The sequence below is a fragment of the Catellatospora sp. NPDC049111 genome (genome assembly GCF_040648615.1).
GTDB lineage: Bacteria > Actinomycetota > Actinomycetes > Mycobacteriales > Micromonosporaceae > Catellatospora > Catellatospora aurea.
Genome location: NZ_JBEZEB010000031.1, coordinates 57,005 through 71,311, shown reverse-complemented (window position 1 = coordinate 71,311; position 14,307 = coordinate 57,005). Strand labels below are relative to the sequence as shown.

Below are 14,307 nucleotides of genomic sequence, written 5' to 3'. Positions count from 1 at the left end.
TGCGGCATCGGGCAGTCCGCCGCCCCTCAGCGGCGATCAGGACCCGCGACGCAGCATGAACTCCGCCACCAGCAGGTTCGGCACCCAGCACAGGAACGGTACGTAGGCGTACGCGACCGCGAACGCGTCCTGCGGGGCGACGCCGAACCAGCCGATCGCCGCGAACATCAGCGGGAGCAGCCACAGCCGCAGCATCACCCCCGCGTACGTCATCGCGAACGCGCGCACCGCCCAGCGCCGGTGCGCGGAGAAGTCCCGCCGCCGGGCCGCCCGCAGCGCCGCGACCGCGAACCAGAGCCACAGCACCGCCAGCGCGCCGAACCCGGCGGTCCCGACCGGTCCGGCCTGGTTCATCGGCGCGATCACCAGCCCGGCCACCCCGCCCACCAGCATCGCCGCCACCGCGACCCGCCCGACGGCCCGGTGCACCCGGGGCAGGCGCGCCCGGACCCGAGCCGCGAACTGCAGCGGCGACACCGCCAAAGCGATCCCGCCACCGGCGATGTGCGCATAGAACACCGCCTGCACCCAGGCCGGGCGTCCCGCGTACGCCGCTGCCAGCCCCGCGTCCTGCTCGGCGAGCTGCCGCAGCGAAACAGTCAGATACGGCGCCACGGCGAACGCGGCGACGGCCGCGCCGCTCAGCGCGAACCACCAGAAACCCAGCACACGCCCAGCACGGCGGCCGGCGGTCAGGCCGGTCGTCACCATCGCCACTCCCTGTCGCTCAACGGATCGGTCCGGCTGAGCGTAGGTTCGCCGACGGGCGTCCCACGCCCCTCGCGGCAGTGATCTCGCCTCCCTCCCGCGAGGGGTTTCGGAGCCGCAGCCTGCCCGCGCCGCAACGGATCCGGCAGGATGGCCGCCATGGCCACCACCCCCGCCAGACGCTTTGCGATCACCGATGTCGGGCCGGCCTTCGGACTGTCACTGCTGTCCGTCCTGGCCGGACTGTTCCTGCCCGTCGGCCCGCCCTACCGGCCCGCCGACGCGGTCGGCCTCGCGCTGGGCGCGCTCGCCCCGCTGGCGCTGCTGTGGCGTCGCCGTGCGCCGCTGACCGTGCTCGCCGTCGCGGGCGCGTTCGTGCCGCTCACCGCGGCACTCGGGTATGCGGTCACCACCGTGCAGTGGGCGGCGTGGATCGCGCTGTTCACCTGCTTCTCGCACAGCGAGCAGTGGCCGCGGCGCATCGCGGCGGTCGCGCTTGCCGGCCTGTCGGTCGGCGGGTTCGCGGTGGCCGACGGCGGCACGGTCGGCACCCTGGACTACTTCGGCATCGCCATGTGCTTCGTCATCGCCACGGTCGCCGGTGACGCCGCGCGTAGCCGCCGGATCGCCGCCGAGGCCGAGCGGCAGCGAACGCTCGCCGCGGCCCGCGAGCAGGCCGACGCCGCCGACCGGATCCTCGCCCAGGAGCGCAGCCGCCTCGCCGGGGAACTGCACGACGCCCTCGGGCACGCCGTCAACGTGATGGTCATGCAGGCCGGGGTCGGCCGGCGGGTGTTCGCCGACAACCCCGAGTTCGCCGCGCAGGCCCTCGGGCACATCGAGACCGTCGGCCGCGACGCGCTCGGTGAACTGGACCGGCTGCTGCGCGTGCTGCACCCCGACCGCGACGGCGAACCCGCCGCCGCACCGGCCCTGACCGGCCTCGCCGAGCTGGCGGGCCGGGTCCGGGCGGCCGGGCGCGAGCTGGTGCTCAGCCCTGCGGAGGTGTCGCTGTCACCGAGCGGCGAGCGGGCGCTGTTCCGCATCGCCCAGGAGGCCGTCACCAACGCGCTGCGGCACACCGCCAGCGGACGGATCACCGTCGAACTCGGACAGACCGCCGACACCGTGGTGCTGGAGGTCGTCAACGAGACACCGCCGCTGCCCGCACCGAGCCCGGGCCGGGGCCTGGTCAACATGCGTGAACGAGCCAGGCTGGAAGGCGGCGTGTTCGAGGCGGGACCGGTCGACGGCGGTTTCCGGGTGCGGGCCGCGCTGCCGGTGGCGGTGCGGCCGTGATCCGGGTCCTGCTCGCCGACGACGACGCGCTGGTACGGGGCGGGTTGCGGGCGCTACTGGCCGCCGAGCCCGGAATCGCCGTGGTCGGCGAGGCCGTCGACGGCTGCGACGCGGTCGCCGCCGCGCGGGCGTTACGGCCCGACGTGGTGGTGATGGACATCCGGATGCCGGTGCGGGACGGCACCTCGGCCGGCCGGGAGATCGTGTCCTGGCCGCCGCCGCGGCCCCGGGTGCTGGTGCTCACCACGTTTGACCACGACGAGGTCGTGGACGACGCGATCGCCGCCGGGGTGGACGGCTTCCTGCTGAAGCGGGCCACGCCCGAGCAGCTGGTGGCCGGGATCCGTACGGTCGCGGCCGGGGACGCGCTGGTCGCCCCGGCCGTCACTCGTCGCCTGCTGCAGGCCGCCGCCCGGGGCGGGCCCGGCGACCCGGTAGCCGTCGCGGCGGCCCGGCTCACCGACCGGGAGGCGGAGGTGCTGCGGGCCCTGGCCGCCGGCAAGTCGAACGCCGAGATCGCCCAGGCCATGTACATCTCGCTGGAGACCGTGAAGACCCACGTCAAAAGCCTGCTGGGCAAGGTCGGCGCCCGCGACCGCACCCAGGCCGTGGTCTGGGCGTACCGGACCGGGTTCACTGGCCGCTGAGATCCGGTTCCGGGTGTACGGCACCGGGCGCCGACGGGGACCTCTACGGGCACGCCGGCACCGGAACACCACGGCCGGTGAACCCGGTCAGGAGTCGCGCAGCATCGCGTCGGCGACCCCCGGCGCGACCCGGCGGATCACCCGGAACGGCCGGGCCTTGCCGACCGCGATCACCGGCACCCGGCGGGCGATGCCGTGCAGGATCTGCCGCGCGGCCTGCTCGGCGGGCAGCGCCCCGTCATTGCGCCCTTCCGTCATCGGCGTGGCGACCAGCGGCATCAGCGCCTCCTGCACGGTCACCCCGGCGTCGGCGTCGTCCCACTGGTAGCGCAGCGCTCGCAGGAACACGCCCAGCCCGGCCTTGCTCGCGCAGTACACGGGCGCGGTCTTCTTCGGGGAGTAGGCCAGGGCGGAGGTGAGGGCGGTGAACACGCCCTGCGAGCGGCGCAGGTGCGACCAGGCCGCCCCGGCCAGCACGATCGGTCCGACGAGGTTGGTGTGCGCCTCGGCGAGCACGGCCGCGCTGTCGGCGGGGGTCCAGTCGCCGGTGAACGACTGCCGGTGCTGCACGGCGGCGTTGGCGACGACGACGTCGAGTCCGCCCAGCGCGGCGGCGGCGTCGGCGACGAGCGCGGCGGTGCGGCCGGGATCGGCCAGGTCGGCGACCCAGCCGGTGACGCCCGGGTGCCGGGTCGCCGCGGCGAGCCGGTCGGGGTCGCGGCCGCACGTGGCGACGAGCGCGCCCTGTTCGGCGAGCAGGCTGACCAGGTGCGCGCCGATGCCGCTGGTGCCGCCGGTGACCAGGACGCGTCTGCGGTGAAAACTCATGCGGCAAGCGTGGCCGGGGACCGGGCCGGGGCGCTTGTACGATTCCGCCATGCAGGTCCGGGTTCCCGCGCACGAGCGCACCGTGCACCCGGGCCTGGCGCGGGCGGCGCTGCTCGGGATACGCCGCCACGGACCCGGCCGGGCCGGCGACGCGGTGGCACGCCTGCTCGCGGCGGCGGAGCCGGTGCCGGAGCACCTGCATCACGCGCTGCTGGCGGAACTGACCGGCCACGGCTGGCAGGCGCTGCGCGGCGCGGCCGAGCACCTGCTGGACCGCCCGCGCCGCGGCGAGATCGCGGAACTGATCGAGCGCGGCTCGCTGCCCGAACTGGCCGCGCGGCTGGCCGAGCTGCAGTTGGGGTATCACGTCGGCCACACCACCGACCTGCGGCTCGACCCGGGACGCCTGACCGTCACGCACCGGGCCTTGCTGGGCCGTGCGCCGAACCCGGCCGAGAGCCTGTTCATGGTCGCGATCCATGACGTGCTGGTGGCGGCGTGCACAGGTCGGCGACCGGTGGTGAGCGTGCGGTTCGCGGACGGCAGTGCGCTGTCCGGCGACAGCCCGGGGGAGCGGAGCCTGACCGGGCGAGGCCGGGTCGACGGCTGGACGCTCGATCTTGCGACAGCGCAGGGGGCCGCCGGGTCGCCGGCGGCCGCCGTACGCGACCTGATCGCCGCGGACCCGGCGCGGCGGTGGCGGCTGGACGCGGCGGCGGCGCGTGCGGGCTGCTCGACGCGGACCCTGCAGCGAACCCTTGCCGAGCAGGGCACAGGCTTCCGGGCACTGCTGACCGCCACCCGGCTGGGCCTCGCCCGGGGCCTGGTCCAGCGCACCGATCTGGGGCTCGCCGAGATCGCGGCCGCCTGCGGGTTCACCGACCACGCGCACCTGACCCGGTGCTTCGCCGCCCGGCATGGCCGGCCACCGTCGGCCGTCCGTGGCCACGGCGACGAGCACGGAGAGTAATCGGAACGTGCCCGTAGGTCTACTGCTCGACGCCTCCGGATCACAGTGCGGGCCGATTCCTTGGCGGCAGGCCCTCTGAGCTGGCAACCTTGCCGCCGTGCAGGCAGAGCAGCTGGCCGACTTCACCTGGGCCTTCGACGTCGTACACCCGGACCCCGACCGGCGGCGCGCCGCGATCGAGCGGGAGAGGGGCTACCAGGACGACTGGGCCCGCCTGCACTCGTGGTCGCGCATCGTGCGCCCCCGCTCAGGCGAGACCGGCGATCCGCGCCTTCTCGCCGAGCACGACCAGACCGAGGCCGCCAAGCGCGACGTGCACGCCCGGATGTTCGCCGCCCCGGTCTGGCACTACCTGAACGCGCCGACACCCGAGGAGCGCGCGCCGTTCGCCCGGTTCGCGGTGCTCTACCTGCGCTGGGAGACCGACTACCCGCAGGAGTGGGCCGAGCACGCCCGCAGCTGGGCGGCCAAGCGGCACCTGCTGCGCACCCTCGCCGCCGACGGCCCGACCGTGGAGACCCACGGCGAGCTGCTCGGACTGGTCGCCTCCGCGATCGGCCGCGAGCACCGCTGCGAGGACCTCGGCTACCTCAAGATCGCCCGCACGCTGCACGGGCCCTCCGTGCGCATGATCATCGAGTCGGCCGAGCGGAGCCTCGACGGACTGGTCCGGCTGCGGGCCGGCTACCTGCGCTGGGCCCTGGACAACCCGGCGGCCCCGGTCACCCCCGCCTCGTGGCGGCGCTGGCTGCGCGCCTGATCGCACCCTGCGCCGCCGGCGGGGCGGTTCGGCCGCGAGCACCCGGAGCAGAAGTGCGGGCTCAGCGCGCGGGCGCGGCTGTCGGCCGGACGGTGTGCCGCAAGCGCAGCCAGGCCAGCTGCCCGGCCACCGTCACGGTCAGCGCCAGGCCGAACGCGACCGCGACACCCCACCGGTCGACCAGCACGGCGACGACGAAGCAGAACACCGCGAAGCCGACCAGCCCTGTCAGCACGCCGCGCAGGGTGCGCACCGCCTCCGCCGAACCGTGCCCGGCCAGCACGAAGGCCGCGACGACGCTGGTGGCGATCGGTAACGGGGCCAGCACCCCGGTCATCTGCGGCCCGAGCGCGCTGGACAGCGTGGTCACCAGCACCACCAGGCTCGCGGTCGCGGCGGCCCGGCCGGGCAGGTCCCACCACGGCCACTCGCTCAACGGGCGTACGCCGGTCGCGGCCGCCACCGGCGGCAGTGCACGGGAGGCGGCGGCGATCCCGGCGAGGGTCACCGGCAGGCCCCACCAGGTGGGCAGGCTCACCTGCGCCACGGCCAGGTCCGCGACCAGGCAGGCGGCCCATGCCGTGGCCAGCGCGCCGGCCCAGCGCATACGTCGCGAGCACCAGGCGAACACGACCGCGAACAGCGCGAGTGTCACCAGGCCCAGCAGCGAGGACGACGCAGCGGCGGCCCCGAAGGCCGTGCCATGCTCCAGGCAGGTGATCAGCAGGATCGGCCCCGCCACGATCGGCAGGGTGACCAGGACGCCCGTCACCTGTGCGCCCCACCGCCGCCCGGCCAGCGACGAGCCGACGACCAGCGCGGGAGCAAGCAGGAGTTTCAGCAGCAGGATCACCGGCACAATGTAGACGTCCGGGTCCGAGCGACCGGTCCGGATGATCTTCTCGGCGCGCCGGTTCAGGATGCGGCGTGCAGGCGCTGCGCCGTGTCGCGGAAGCCGCGGTTCTCGGTACGTACGGCGCGGCGCAGCAGCGAGCCCAGCAGAGCCCAGAACAGCCCCGCGCCCCGGCCGTGCACCTCGATGCCCAGCGTGTTGCGGCAGCCCTCGCCGACCGGCTCGACCAGGTGCGAGCCGATCATGGTCAGGCCCAGGAGGGTGGTCTGCCAGGTGAACCCGCGACCCTCGTCGTATGCGGTGACGGTCCACACGGCCTCGGCCTGGCCCGGCTGCTTGATGCGGGCCTGGCTGCCGACCCGCAGCGGCCCTTCGTCCAGGCGTTTGACCCGGGTCATCGTCGGCGTGGTGGCGGGCCACTGCTCGACGTCGGCGGTCAGCGCCCAGACCACATCCGCCGGCGCGTCGATCACGAGTGCGTCTTCCCATCGCATCACGCCAATGTACCATCTGGTACATGATCGTCAGTGCGAGCTCCCGGGAGCTGCTGGACCGCGTGGTCGCGTACGCGGCGGCCGAGGGCATCACCGGCCGCAGCCTGCGCGAGATCGCCACCGGGGTCGGCACCAGCCACCGCATGCTGCTCTACCACTTCGGCTCCCGGGAGGGCCTGCTCGCCGCCGTCGTCGGCCTCATCGAGCAGCAGCAACGCGACCTACTCGGGGAGCTGGCCGACCGGGTCGCGAACAGCGGGCCGCCCGCCGAAGGCACCAAGGCGGGGGAGCTCATGCTGCTGCTCTGGGCGCGGGTGTCCGATCCGGAGCTGCGGCCGTACGTGCGGCTGTTCTTCGAGGTTGTCGGAGTGGCCGTGCACGACGCGCCCGGCACCGGAGGCTTCCTGGCGAACCTCACCGGCCCGTGGCTCGACGAGAGCGAGGCGGTGGCGCGACGGCTCGGCCTGCCCGTGGACCGCGACGAGCTCCGGCTGGGCATCGCCACCTGCCGGGGCCTGCTGCTGGAACTGCTGGCAGGCGCCGACCCGCAGGCGACCGACGCCTCCTACCGGCTGTTCGTCCGCATGTGGGAGGCCCGCCTCACCGGGGCGTGACCGGTCACCACTGCTGCCAGCGGTGGCGCTGCCGCCAGTCGTCGCGCCCACCGAGGAAGTCCTGCAGGAAGCGGACGGCCTCGGCCACGTCGGTGGTGCTGGTGTGCAGGTGCGCGCCCTGCGCACCCTCGCGGAACTCCAGCGCGTACGTGCCCGGCGCGACGCCCGCGGACGGGCCGTGACCGACCTGGGCCCACCAGCCGTCGGCCCGGTCCAGCACTGCGTGGAAGTCCACCGGGCTGAGCCGCCGTACGGTGCGGTCGAGCCGCTCGTCGTCGGGGTCGGGCACATCGGGCTGCCCGGCGGCGGTCAGGGTGAAGGCGGGGACGTGCCCGGCGGCGTTGGGGTTGAGCACGTGATGACCTGGTTCATAGCAGACCAGCCCGTGTGCGGCGGCGAGTTCCAGCACGGCCCGGCCGACCTCGTCGGCCCGCGACCAGACGCAGGACACGGCCAGGATCGCGTCGTCCGAGGTGGGGGTCATGCTCCAGACGCCGCGATCGTCGACGTCGGCCGGGTCGAGGTCCTCCAGCGCGGGGAATCGGTCGAGCAGGGCGGCCCGCAGCGCGGGCACTGCCGGATGGGCCTGGAACACACCCCGTTCGCCGTCGTTCCACCGCTCCAGCATCGACCGCGCCACATCGGCGCTGATCGGCTCGGACTCGTGCCAGAGATAGAGATCGAAACTCATGTGGCGCTCGCGGGGTCGTTCGGATTCGGGGCCGTTCATCCTACGGCCGGCGTCCGACCTGTCCGCATCGGGCCGGATCCGTGAGCCGAAGTTTCGAAACTTTTCGAAGGAAAGGTTAATCGGCCGGACATCTTGCCGAAATGGTTTTCGTAGGACATCGTCGATGCGCCGGACACGTCGCTCTCACCGCCCCGGTCCCTGAGAAAGGCGAATCGATGTCCGCACTGTCCCGCCGTACCGTGCTGCGCGCAGGCGCCGTCGGCGCCGCGGCCGCGGCTGTCGCCGGCGGCCTGCCCGCCGCGCCCGCCCACGCCGCCCGCACCGACATCGGCGTATCCGTCCACCCGTTCCCGCTCGGCGCGGTCACCCTGCTGTCCGGCCCGTTCCTGGCCAACACCGGCCGCACCCAGAGCTACCTGAGCTTCCTCGACGCCGACCGCCTGCTGCACACGTTCCGCCTCAACTACGGCCTGTCCTCCTCGGCGACCGCGTGCGGCGGCTGGGAGTCGCCTACCACCGAACTGCGCGGGCACTCCATGGGCCACGTACTCACCGGCCTGGCCCAGGCGTACGCCAGCACCGGCACCGCCGGCTTCAAGACCAAGGGCGACTACCTCGTCGCGCAGCTGGCGATCTGCCAGGCCCGCGCGACGACCGCCGGCTACAACACCGGCTACCTGTCGGCGTACCCGGAGAGCTTCATCGACCGGGTCGAGGCCCGTCAGTCGGTGTGGGCGCCCTACTACACCCTCCACAAGATCATGGCCGGGCTGCTGGACATGCACCTGCTCGCGGGCAACGCGCAGGCGCTGACCGTGCTGACCGCGATGGCGTCGTGGGTGAAGTTCCGCAACGACCGGCTCACCCAGACCCAGCGGCAGAACATGCTCGACACCGAGTTCGGCGGCATGAACGAGGTGCTGACCAACCTCTACCAGCTCACCGAGAACGCCAACCACCTCACCGCCGCCCAGCACTTCGACCACGCGGAGGTCTTCGACCCGCTCGCCGCCAACACCGACGCGCTGAACAACTACCACGCCAACACGCAGATCCCGAAGGTCATCGGCGCGATCCGGGAGTATCACGCCACCGGCACGACGCGTTACCTCGACATCGCGCGCAACTTCTGGGACATCGTGACCAGCCGGCACACCTACGCCATCGGCGGCAACTCCAACGGCGAGTACTTCAAGGCCCCCAACCGCATCGCCAGCGAGCTGTCCGACAGCACCGCCGAATGCTGCAACACCTACAACATGCTCAAGCTGTCCCGGCAGCTGTTCTTCACCAACCCGGCCCGCGCCGACTACATGGACTTCTACGAGAAGGCGCTCTACAACCACCTGCTCGCCGCGCAGGACCCGAACTCCTCGCACGGCTTCCACAGCTACTACGTCCCGCTGCGGGCCGGCGGCATCAAGACCTACAGCAACGACTACAACAACTTCACCTGCTGCCACGGCACCGGCATGGAGACCAACACCAAGCTCGGCGACACCATCTACTTCCACTCCGGCGACAACCTCTACGTCAACCTGTTCATCGCCTCGCAGCTCAACTGGGCCGCCAAGGGGATCACGGTGCGGCAGGACACCACGTTCCCGGAGGCGCCGTCCAGCAAGCTGACCGTCACCGCCGGGTCGGGCACGTTCGCGATGCGGGTGCGGGTGCCCGCGTGGGCCACCGGCGCGACCATCCGCGTCAACGGCACCCTGCAGAGCGGCGTTACCCCCGGGTCGTACGCGGTGATCACCCGCACCTGGGCCACCGGCGACGTCGTCGACGTCGCGCTGCCGATGGCGCTCGTGCGCGAGGCCACCCCGGACAGCGCCACCACCCAGGCAGTAAAGTACGGCCCGATCGTGCTGGCCGGCGCGTACGGCAGCACCAACCTGTCCGCCCTGCCCACCCTCACCGCGTCGTCGATCACGGCCACGTCGACGCCGCTGCAGTTCACCGCGACCGCCTCCACCGGCACGGTGACCCTGCTGCCGTTCTACAAGATGCACGGCCAGCGCTACACCGTGTACTGGAACGTCACCACCACCAACCCGCTGCCCGCGTTCGTCGCGCACTACCTGTTCAACGAGACCTCGGGCACGTCCGCGGCCGATGCCACGGGCAACGGCAAGACCGCGACCCTGGCCGGGGGAGCGACCTGGGTCGCCGGGCGCACCGGCAACGCGGTCAACCTCAGCGGCAGCTCGCAGTACGTGTCGCTGCCCTCGGGCATCCTCGCCGGGGCGAGCGCGTTCAGCATCGCGACGTGGGTGCGCCTGGACGCGGTGACGAACTGGGCGCGGCTGTTCGACTTCGGCACCGGCACGTCCGCGAACATGTTCCTGGTACCCAGCAGCAGCTCCGGCACGGCCCGGTTCGCCATCACGACGTCGGGCTCCGGCGGCGAGCAGCGCATCAACGCCCCGTCCGCGCTGCCCACGGGTGTGTGGACGCACGTCGCGGTGACCGTCGGCGGCGGCGTCGGCATCCTCTACGTCAACGGGGCCGAGGTGGCCCGCAACTCGGCGATGACGCTCACCCCGGCGTCACTGGGCAGCACCACCAACAACTGGATCGGCCGCTCGCAGTACAGCGACCCGTACCTCGACGGCGCGGTGGACTCGTTCCGCGTCTACAGCCGGGTGCTGACCGCGTCCGAGGTCAGCGGCTTCCACTCGTCGGGCCTGTGATCCGGGCGGGCCGGGGGAGACGGCGCTCCCTCGGCCCGCGCCCGCTGTGTCCTCACCTGCGGCGATGAAGATCTGTCAGCCGTGCGACGTAACGTGGTGTCCTATGCGGACCCCCTCTCTCCGCGACGGCCACGCGCCGAGCAGCTCACCACCGCACCATGCCGGCGGACACCCACTCGCGCCGCAGGCGCGGCCCGTCCACCTGTGCGGGACCTGGCTCGCCATCCGGACCACCGACCAGGCGGCGGTGCTGGCCGCGCTCGACCTGTCCGACCCGGAGCCGGTCACCATGCGCCAGGGCGAGGCCGCGTGGAACCGCGACCACCACTCGCGGACTCTCGCCTCCGGCGACCACCGCTCGCACGGGCGGGTCTACGTGAGCCCGGTGATCGACGGCTGGACCCTGGTCTTCGGCACGTCACCCGACCTCGCCCACACCGACCCGGACGACCGCCGCGCCTGGGCGGGCCGCGTGCAGGCACTGTGCGCGCGGCTCAGCGCCCGGTTCGGCGCGGCACACCTCTACGGGATGAGCTGCGGCGACTCGTGGACCATGTGGTGCCTGGCCGAGGACGGCACGGTGCGGCGCTACTACGAGGTCGAGACGGGGGAGCGCCTCGGTGAACACCCCGCCGAGGACGGCTACCGCCTGCCCGACGACGACGAAGGGCTGCCTGCCGACGCGTACGACGGGATCGACCCGGCCGACCTCGAAGCCGTCATGGCGCGGCGGACCGAGCTGTACGAACGGCTCGCGCTGCCCGAGGTGTGCTACGCCACGGAGATCGCGGCACAGACCTCTGTCGACCCGAGCACGTTCGGCCCGTCCACAGCGGTGTCCGGGCACGCCGTGCTCGCGCTGACCGCCTGCGGGCGCGAACACGGCACCTCGCCCGCATGAACGGCGACACTCCGAGGCCGTGCGGCAGACTGGGCGACCCGCCCCCGCACGTGTACCGTCTCCGCCCGTGATCACGTCCGACGAGGTGTTGGCGCAGCTCGACCGCGCCGCGAAAGGGTTCGACTTCCCGGACCCCGAGCACGGCTACTACTACGCGATCGACGGCCGCCTGCACGCGTTCCGCGACGAGCAGCGCTGGGCGCTGGTGATCGAACTCGTCGGCTACAACCCGCGCGCCGGCAACGTCATCGACCTGCTGCACTGCTTCGGCAACTGCCTCACCGAGGGCGGGCCCGGCTACGGCCACGGCGACTTCCTGGCCCGCGTGGACAACATGCACCAGCTCGAAGACCACGCGCACAGCACGCGGCTGCGCGGCGGCCACCCGTCGGTCGTGGTCCGCGGACAGGCCCTCGACGTCGACGGGACCGAGGGCGAGCCGCTGTGGGACGTGTTCCGCCGGCTCGTGCCCGAGCACCGGGACCTGCTGCTGGCCGACGACGACGAGCTGCGCCACCGGCTGCCCGCCGACCTGCCCCGGATCATGGTGCTGGAGCAGTGGTGGCACCGCGACCCGGACCGCCACGACCAGCTGCCCAGCCAGACCGAGACGTTCCAGCAGCTGGCAGCGGTGCTCGCCACCGGCGACGTGCACGCCTACCGGCCGACGCATGCGCCGAACACGCACTGGTCGTTCTGGCCGGAGTCCGGCTGGCTCTGACCGCCGTTCCGGCCATCGGCGTCGTCCGGTCATCCGACGATTCGACCGGTGATCTCGATTGCGCATTTGTTCACCGGCGATACAAAATGCGGCACGTGATCCGCAAACCCGGCCCGTGGCCGTCGCTCCTGCTGCTCAGCGCCGCCGTCTTCATCTCGGTGACCACCGAACTCACGCCGACCGGCCTACTGCTCGGCATGAGCCGCGACCTCGCGGTGTCGGAGTCCCAGCTGGGCCTGCTGGTCACCGGGTACGCGCTGATGGTGGCGCTGTTCGCGGCCCCGCTGGGCACGCTGACCGCCCGGATGCCGCGCAAGACGCTGCTGGTCGCCTCGCTGGCGGCGTACACGGCCAGCAACGCGGTCATGGTGGTCGCCCCGAACTACCCGGTGGCGTTCGGCGCGCGGCTGCTCGGCGGGATCACGCACGGCCTGTTCTGGGCGGTGGTCACCGGGTTCGCGGCGCGGCTGGTCACCCCCGACCGGATCGGGCGGGCGGTCACCGTCGTCTCGTCGGGCGGCAGCATGGCGGTCCTGATCGGCCTACCCGCCGGGACCAGCCTCGGCACCGCCGTCGGCTGGCGGGCCACCTTCGCCGGGCTGACCGCCGTGGCGGTGGTGCTGACGCTGCTGGCATGGTGGCTGCTGCCCGAGGTGCCCGGCAGCAGCGCCGCGGTGCGCGCCCGGATGCTCGACGTGCTGCGCGTGCCCAACTTCGCGCCGATCGTCGCCATGACCGCGGTGACCATGCTCGGCACGTACATGATGATCACGTACACCGCGCCGCTGCTGCAGCGCGCCGGGATCAGCGAGGACGGCATCGCGCCGGTGCTGCTGGCCAACGGGCTGGCCGGCACGCTGATGCTGCCGGTCGCCGGGTGGGTCGCCGACCGGCGGCTGCGGACCGGCATCGTCGCGGCGGTCGGCGTGCTGCTCGGCGGTCTGGTGCTGCTCTGGCTGAACGGCACCGCGGCGTGGGCGGCGGTGACGGCGGTGATCGTGTTCGGATTCGGCATGGGCCTGCTGCCGATCTTCATGCAGGCGGCCACGCTGCTGGTCGCGCCCGACCACACCGAGCAGGCCTCCGGCATCAACGCCAGCGCGTACAACGTCGGGGTCGCCGCCGGGGCGCTCACCGGCGCGTTCGCGCTGGACGCGTGGGGGCTGGCGGCGATCCCGCCGATCGGCGCGCTGCTGGTCGCCACCGGCATGGCGCTCTACCTTTCCGGCACCGCCCCCGCCAGAGCCCAGCCGGAAGGGACGTGACCGCCGTCGTCGCGGGTCAACAGCGTGTCCGAATCTTGTTAGCATCCCGCGGGTGAAGAACACCCTGAAGGCGTACCTGCAGGAGGGGCGCGACGCGCTGCTCTGGAAGCTCAGCGGGCTCGGCGAGTACGACATCCGCCGCCCGCTCACCCCGACCGCGACCAACCTGCTCGGGCTGGTGAAACACACCGCCGCCGTCGAGTCGGAGTACCTGGGCCTGGTGTTCGGCCGGCCGTTCCCGGAGCCGATTCCGTACCTCGCCGCCGACGCCGAGGCCAACGCCGACATGTGGGCCACCGCCGAGGAGACCCGCGAACACCACATCGAGCTGTACCGGCGCGTCTGGGCGCACTCCGACGCCACGATCGACGCGCTCGACCTCGACGCGCCGGGCACGGTGCCGTGGTGGCGGCCCGGCAACCGCGAGGTGACGCTGCACCAGATCCTGATCCACGTGATCGCCGAGACCCACCGGCACGCCGGGCAGGCCGACATCGTCCGAGAGTCGGTCGACGGTGCCGCGGGCCTGTCCGAAGGCGGTTCCAACCTGCCCGAGACCGATCCGCAGTGGTGGGCCGCCTACCGCGAGCGAGTCGAGCGCGCCGCGCTCACTCACCGGGACGAGACCGGGTCCTGAGTCCCCGGGACGACTGCGGCAGCCACGGGATTCGGTCGCATCCGTGTCCTCGAACCGGCACCGGGGGCGCGAGCAGTCGCGCTTCGCGGTTTACATCTTTTTTGATGTGGCCACATCAAAAAAGATGTAAACCGCGCCAGACCACTATGGTGGACGACCGGCACGCCGACCGGATCGGCCGGTCGGCGATCATCCCCGGTTCGCGCCACTGAGGCTCGCAGCACGG

15 protein-coding genes are annotated in these 14,307 nt (G+C 72.8%); 10 read left to right on the top strand and 5 right to left on the bottom strand.

Features of this window, described 5'->3' with window-relative positions; translation table 11 throughout:
• Positions 1-36 precede the first annotated feature (36 nt).
• Positions 37-711: a DUF2306 domain-containing protein gene (locus tag AB0B66_RS31090; protein ID WP_360536655.1), complete on the bottom strand. Its 675-nt coding sequence runs from the start codon at positions 709-711 to the stop codon at positions 37-39.
• 156 nt (positions 712-867) lie between these two features.
• Here AB0B66_RS31090 and AB0B66_RS31085 point away from each other — a divergent pair, with 156 nt between their 5' ends.
• Positions 868-2,007 (top strand): histidine kinase, encoded by a 1,140-nt coding sequence (locus AB0B66_RS31085; protein WP_360536653.1) that lies wholly within the window; start codon positions 868-870, stop codon positions 2,005-2,007.
• On the top strand, positions 2,004-2,654 hold the full coding sequence (locus AB0B66_RS31080) for a response regulator transcription factor (protein ID WP_360536651.1): 651 nt from the start codon (positions 2,004-2,006) through the stop codon (positions 2,652-2,654). The genes AB0B66_RS31085 and AB0B66_RS31080 overlap by 4 nt, the downstream gene beginning before the upstream one ends.
• A gap of 87 nt (positions 2,655-2,741) precedes the next feature.
• Here the strand turns inward: AB0B66_RS31080 and AB0B66_RS31075 are convergent, their stop codons facing one another.
• On the bottom strand, positions 2,742-3,482 hold the full coding sequence (locus AB0B66_RS31075) for an SDR family NAD(P)-dependent oxidoreductase (protein ID WP_360536649.1): 741 nt from the start codon (positions 3,480-3,482) through the stop codon (positions 2,742-2,744).
• Positions 3,483-3,531: 49 nt separating this feature from the next.
• On the opposite strand from AB0B66_RS31075, the gene AB0B66_RS31070 reads away from it, so the two are divergent.
• Both AB0B66_RS31070 and AB0B66_RS31065 read left to right on the top strand, forming a co-directional pair.
• Positions 3,532-4,452 (top strand): AraC family transcriptional regulator, encoded by a 921-nt coding sequence (locus AB0B66_RS31070; protein ID WP_360536647.1) that lies wholly within the window; start codon positions 3,532-3,534, stop codon positions 4,450-4,452.
• Between the two features lie 97 nt (positions 4,453-4,549).
• On the top strand, positions 4,550-5,212 hold the full coding sequence (locus AB0B66_RS31065; RefSeq protein WP_360536645.1) for a hypothetical protein: 663 nt from the start codon (positions 4,550-4,552) through the stop codon (positions 5,210-5,212).
• 61 nt (positions 5,213-5,273) lie between these two features.
• Here the strand turns inward: AB0B66_RS31065 and AB0B66_RS31060 are convergent, their stop codons facing one another.
• Together AB0B66_RS31060 and AB0B66_RS31055 are read right to left on the bottom strand one after the other, a co-directional pair.
• Positions 5,274-6,065, bottom strand: a complete 792-nt coding sequence (locus AB0B66_RS31060) for a hypothetical protein (protein WP_360536643.1) — start codon at positions 6,063-6,065, stop codon at positions 5,274-5,276.
• 62 nt (positions 6,066-6,127) lie between these two features.
• Entirely contained in the window at positions 6,128-6,559 is a 432-nt protein-coding gene (locus AB0B66_RS31055) for an SRPBCC family protein (RefSeq protein WP_360536641.1), read from the bottom strand.
• Positions 6,560-6,582: 23 nt separating this feature from the next.
• Between AB0B66_RS31055 and AB0B66_RS31050 the strand changes: the two genes are divergently transcribed.
• Positions 6,583-7,173: a TetR/AcrR family transcriptional regulator gene (locus AB0B66_RS31050; protein WP_360536639.1), complete on the top strand. Its 591-nt coding sequence runs from the start codon at positions 6,583-6,585 to the stop codon at positions 7,171-7,173.
• Positions 7,174-7,177: 4 nt separating this feature from the next.
• Here AB0B66_RS31050 and AB0B66_RS31045 read toward each other — a convergent pair whose 3' ends face one another.
• A complete protein-coding gene (locus AB0B66_RS31045) occupies positions 7,178-7,864 on the bottom strand; it encodes a hypothetical protein (protein ID WP_360536637.1) in 687 nt (228 codons plus the stop codon).
• Between the two features lie 215 nt (positions 7,865-8,079).
• On the opposite strand from AB0B66_RS31045, the gene AB0B66_RS31040 reads away from it, so the two are divergent.
• The 5 genes from AB0B66_RS31040 (at position 8,080) to AB0B66_RS31020 (ending at position 14,081) form a co-directional block, all read left to right on the top strand.
• Complete coding sequence (locus AB0B66_RS31040) at positions 8,080-10,557, top strand: beta-L-arabinofuranosidase domain-containing protein (RefSeq protein WP_360536635.1); 2,478 nt, start codon at positions 8,080-8,082, stop codon at positions 10,555-10,557.
• Positions 10,558-10,660: 103 nt separating this feature from the next.
• Positions 10,661-11,458, top strand: a complete 798-nt coding sequence (locus AB0B66_RS31035) for a hypothetical protein (RefSeq protein WP_360536633.1) — start codon at positions 10,661-10,663, stop codon at positions 11,456-11,458.
• Between the two features lie 67 nt (positions 11,459-11,525).
• Positions 11,526-12,179: a hypothetical protein gene (locus AB0B66_RS31030; protein ID WP_360536631.1), complete on the top strand. Its 654-nt coding sequence runs from the start codon at positions 11,526-11,528 to the stop codon at positions 12,177-12,179.
• A 95-nt stretch (positions 12,180-12,274) separates the two neighbouring features.
• On the top strand, positions 12,275-13,444 hold the full coding sequence (locus AB0B66_RS31025; protein WP_360536629.1) for an MFS transporter: 1,170 nt from the start codon (positions 12,275-12,277) through the stop codon (positions 13,442-13,444).
• Between the two features lie 52 nt (positions 13,445-13,496).
• Complete coding sequence (locus AB0B66_RS31020) at positions 13,497-14,081, top strand: DinB family protein (RefSeq protein WP_360536627.1); 585 nt, start codon at positions 13,497-13,499, stop codon at positions 14,079-14,081.
• Positions 14,082-14,307 lie beyond the last annotated feature (226 nt).